Annotated in this window: 3 protein-coding genes; all 3 read left to right on the top strand. The window is 67.2% G+C overall.

Annotation, left to right across the window (positions count from 1 at the left end):
- Positions 1 to 185: 185 nt before the first annotated feature.
- The 3 genes from ACFW2E_RS41650 to ACFW2E_RS41640 all read left to right on the top strand — a co-directional run bounded on the left by ACFW2E_RS41650 (position 186) and on the right by ACFW2E_RS41640 (position 4,616).
- Positions 186 to 887: an HAD family hydrolase gene (locus ACFW2E_RS41650; protein ID WP_384475807.1), complete on the top strand. Its 702-nt coding sequence runs from the start codon at positions 186 to 188 to the stop codon at positions 885 to 887.
- Between the two features lie 421 nt (positions 888 to 1,308).
- Positions 1,309 to 2,913 carry an ABC transporter substrate-binding protein gene (locus ACFW2E_RS41645; protein ID WP_384475804.1) on the top strand — a complete coding sequence of 535 codons (1,605 nt, stop codon included), beginning with the start codon at positions 1,309 to 1,311 and terminating at the stop codon, positions 2,911 to 2,913.
- A 122-nt stretch (positions 2,914 to 3,035) separates the two neighbouring features.
- Positions 3,036 to 4,616, top strand: coding sequence for an ABC transporter substrate-binding protein (locus tag ACFW2E_RS41640; RefSeq protein ID WP_384475801.1), 1,581 nt, complete (start codon positions 3,036 to 3,038; stop codon positions 4,614 to 4,616).
- Positions 4,617 to 4,730 lie beyond the last annotated feature (114 nt).

Below are 4,730 nucleotides of genomic sequence, written 5' to 3'. Positions count from 1 at the left end.
CCATCGTGATCCACCCCCCGGAGGCCAAGTACTTCAACGCCCGCTAGGAGCCGGGCGCAGCCTCGGGGCAGCTCCACGGGCCGCACCAGGCGTTCCCGTCCCGCACGACGTACACTGGTCGGTCCACTGCAGGCCGGTTCCCTTCGTGGGAACCGGCCTGATCGTCCCTTCAAGGAGGTACGTGGATGACCAGTACGGTCCCCGCGCTCGGAACCCGTACGGCCGAAGGCTCAGCCCTGCAGGCCGTGCTCCTCGACATGGACGGCACCCTGGTGGACACCGAGGGCTTCTGGTGGGAGGTCGAAGTCGAGACCTTCGCCGGCCTCGGCCACACCCTCGACGACTCCTGGCGGCACGTCGTGGTCGGCGGCCCCATGACCCGCAGCGCGGGCTTCCTCATCGAGGCCACCGGCGCCGACATCACCCTCGCCGAGCTCAGCGTGCTGCTCAACGAAGGGTTCGAGGACCGCATCGACCGCACCCTGCCCCTGATGCCGGGCGCCGCCAGGCTGCTCGCCGAGCTCTACGAGCACCAGATCCCCACGGCCCTGGTCTCCGCCTCGCACCGGCGCATCATCGACCGTGTGGTGACCTCCCTCGGCCCCAAGCACTTCGCCCTGTCCATCGCCGGCGACGAGGTGTCGCGCACCAAGCCGTACCCGGACCCGTATCTGCTCGCCGCCGCCGGGCTGGGAGCGGATCCGGCCAGATGCGCGGTCGTCGAGGACACGGCGACCGGGGTCGCGGCCGCCGAAGCCGCAGGTTGCCAGGTGGTCGCGGTGCCGTCCGTGGCTCCCATCGCCCCCGCCGCCCGGCGCACCGTGGTGACCTCGCTCGAAGAGGTCGACCTGGCATTTCTGCGCGGTCTGATGACGGATGCAGGCTAGCCGTTCACCCAGCGTACATAGTTCATTGGGCTAAAGCTTCCGCTGTTGTCCCGATGGAATCGGAAGCGGGTCGGTTGGCCGAATTCCGGTCACGTCCAACCGAGTTGTCCGTGTGACGTTCGCCACCTTCCCGGATCTCGACATCGATGTCGAGGTGTGCAGCACGTCCTCGACGGGGAGGGGAGCGCGTGCCCTTGTGTCCCGATTGGTGGGACGCTGCACTAATCATGCCTCTGGCGGGTTTTCGGTGTGTCCGCAACCGGTTTCTCTCCGTGATGGGACCTCAGCTCCAGGGGCTGTGAATCCTCGTGCAGGTGCGGACTAATCTCATCGCGAGAACCTCGCCGCTACCCCCGTGATCCGCCGCGACACCCCTGCATGCCGGGTACACGGACCCGAACAGTTCTGGAGAACTTCGAGCATGAACCGTAAGCATCTGGTGCTGCCCGCCGTGGCAGGCCTGCTCACGCCGGTTCTCGCCGCGTGCGGCGGATCCGACAGCGGGAGCAAGAGCGGCGACGCGATCGTCGTCGGCACCACCGATCGGTTCACCGCCACCAAGGACGCCCCGGCGCCGCTCGACCCCGCCTACGCCTACGACGTCGGCAGCTGGAACGTCCTGCGCCAGACCGTGCAGACTCTGATGATCCAGCCCAAGGGTGAGGGCGACCCGGTGCCCGAGGCGGCCGAGAGCTGCAGCTTCACCGACAGCGGCAACGAGCGCTACGCCTGCAAGCTCCGCGACGGCCTGAAGTTCGCCAGTGGCGACTCGATCACGGCCCAGGACGTGAAGTACTCCATCGAGCGGGCGCTGCGCATCAAGTCCGACAGCGGTGTGTTCGCGCTGATGTCGAACATCGACACCATCGAGACGCAGGGTGACCGAGAGGTGATCTTCCACCTCAAGTCCGCCGACGCCACCTTCCCGTACAAGCTGTCCACTCCGGTCGCGGGCATCGTCGACCCGAGCGACTACGCCAAGGACAAGCTGCGGGACGGCTTCGACGTCGACGGCTCCGGCCCCTACACGCTCACGACGGACGTCAAGGACGACTCGCTCGAGACCGCCACCTTCACCAAGAACCCGAACTACAAGGGCAGCCTGAAGGTGAGCAACGACAAGGTCGTGCTGCGCTCCTTCACCGACGCCGCCGCGATGGGTGACGCCCTCAACAGCGGCGACATCGACGTGATGACCCGCACGATGACGCCGGCCCAGATCCAGAAGCTGGACGCCGGTACCGACAAGAACGTCGAACTCGTCGACATGTCGGGCCTGGAAATCCGTTACCTCGCCTTCAACACCAGCGCCCCGACGGTGAAGAGCAAGGCCGTCCGCCAGGCCATGGCCCAGGTCATCGACCGCGGCGAGCTGATCTCCAAGGTGTACGGCTCCCAGGCCGAGCCGCTGTACTCGCTCGTCCCGGCGAGCATCACCGGTCACTCGAACTCGTTCTTCAACAAGTACGGCGACCCCAACACCGCCAAGGCCAAGGCGCTGCTGACGCAGGCCGGCATCACCACCCCGGTGAAGCTGACCCTGCACTACACGACCGACCACTACGGTGCGGCCACCAAGCAGGAGTTCGAGATCCTGCAGAAGCAGCTCAACAACAGCGGCCTGTTCAACGTCACCATCAAGGGCACGCCCTGGGCGACGTACCAGACCGCCTCGCGCAAGGGCGCGTACGACGTCTTCGGCATGGGTTGGTTCCCCGACTTCCCGGACGCGGACAACTACCTCGCGCCGTTCCTCGACAAGGACAACTTCCTCGGCTCGCCGTACGCCAACAAGCAGATCCGCAACGTCCTGATCCCGGAGTCCCGCCGCGAGGCCGACCGGCTGAACGCCTCCAAGAGCCTCACGAGCATCCAGGACATCGTCGCCGAGGACGTACCCGTGCTGCCGCTGTGGCAGGGCAAGCAGTACATCGCCGCCCGGGACGACATCACGGGCACGTCGTACGCCCTCAACTCGTCCTCGACGCTGCAGCTCTGGGAGCTCAGCCGCGGCGCCGGGAGCTGACGGTCCCTCAGTCGCCGGTCGCCGCAAGCCCTTCACAGCGGACGGTAAGGTAATCGGGTTTGTGCCCCGGAGTGCGGGACGCCGGCTCCGGGGTGTCGAGACCGACGACAAGGCACATCTACGTGAACAAGCGCAACCAGTGGCCAGTCCTGCCCATCGTGGCGGGACTGGCCTTCGGCCTGTTGACCGGCTGTGGCACGGAGACCGGTGATTCCGGGGGTACCGGCTCCTCCGTGGTGATGGGAATGTCCGACGACATCCTCGCCACGGACCCTGCCTCCGGTTATGACCCCGGCTCCTGGCTGTTGTTCAACAACGTCTTCCAGTCACTGCTGAGCTTCCCCAAGGGAGCGACGGAGCCCCAGCCCGATCTGGCCGAGCAGTGCACCTTCACCGACACCCGCGCCGAGGTCTACCGGTGCACGCTCAAGGACGGCCTCAAGTTCAGCAACGGTGACGCGCTCACGGCGAAGGACGTGAAGTTCTCCTTCGACCGCATGCTGAAGATCAACGACCCCGACGGGCCCGCGATCATGTTCCCGTCGCTCGCCAGGGTCGAGACCCCCAACGAGAAGACCGTCGTCTTCCGGCTGAAGGTCCCCGACGCCACCTTCCCCAGCAAGATCGCCTCCGGTGCCGGCTCCATCGTCGACCACCGGCAGTACGACGCGAACGGCCTCCGCAAGGACCACAAGGCCGTCGGCTCCGGACCCTACGAACTGGACACCTTCGACCGGGACGAGGCCGTCTTCTCGCCGAACCCCAACTACAGGGGCAGCGCCCCGACCAAGAACGCCGGTGTCACGGTCAGGTTCTTCCACGGCGACCAGGCAGCCCTGAAGCAGGCCCTCCTCGACGGCGAGGTCGACATCGCCTACCGCGGTCTCAGTGCCCGCGACATCGCCGACATCGACCGGCAGGCCGGCAGCAAGGGCGTCGAGGTCATCGAGGGCAGCAGCGCCGAGGTCCAGCACCTGGTCTTCAACATGCACGACCCGGTCACCGGAAAGCTCGGCGTCCGCAAGGCCATGGCCTACCTGATCGACCGCGACGCCCTGATCAGGAACGTCTACCAGGGCACCGCCACCCCGCTGTACTCGATCATCCCGGCCGGCATCGGGGGCCACAACACGGCCTTCTTCGACACCTACGGCGCCCGCCCCTCCAAGGCCAGGGCCGCCGCGGCGCTGCACGCCGACGGCATCACCGGCAAGGTGAGACTCACCCTCTGGTCCACCCCGTCCCGCTACGGCCCCGCCACCGACCAGGAGCTCAAGGCCATCGCCGCCCAGCTCAACGCCAGCGGCCTGTTCACCGCGGACGTCAGGTCCGTCCCCTTCGGCCAGTACGAGAAGGACATCGCCAAGGGCAAGTACGGCGTGTACGTGAAGGGCTGGGTGCCCGACTACCCGGACGCCGACAACTTCACGGCCCCCTTCTTCGGCAAGGGCAACGTGCTGGACAACAACTACAGCAACGCCACCATCACCGGCTCCCTCATCCCCAGCACCGCCGCGCAGAGCGACCGCTCCGCCACCGACCAGGACTTCGGCCGGCTCCAGGACATCGTCGCCGACGAACTCCCCGTCCTCCCCGTCTGGCAGGCCAAGCAGTACGCCGTCGTCCGCGACGGCGTCTACGGCCTGGAGTACTGCCTCGACTCCTCGACCGTGTTCCGCTTCTGGGAACTCAGCAAGAGCTGACGCCCTCGGCACACACACGAAAGGGGGGGGGCCCCCCCCCCGCGGGGGCCCCGCCGGCCCCCCCCCCCCCCCCCCCCAGCAAGAGACAAAAAGAGAGAGCCCCCCCACCCGACA

Origin of the sequence: Streptomyces sp. NPDC058964 (genome assembly GCF_042741275.1) — a bacterium.
GTDB lineage: Bacteria > Actinomycetota > Actinomycetes > Streptomycetales > Streptomycetaceae > Streptomyces.
The sequence above is the reverse complement of the archived record's forward strand: the minus strand, read 5'-3'. Positions and strand labels throughout refer to the sequence as shown.

Bases quoted from the DNA above. Each gene is read 5' to 3' on its own strand.
- ACFW2E_RS41650 (WP_384475807.1), top strand. From the start codon at position 186: ATGACCAGTACGGTCCCCGCGCTCGGAACCCGTACGGCCGAAGGCTCA.
- ACFW2E_RS41645 (WP_384475804.1), top strand. From the start codon at position 1,309: ATGAACCGTAAGCATCTGGTGCTGCCCGCCGTGGCAGGCCTGCTCACG.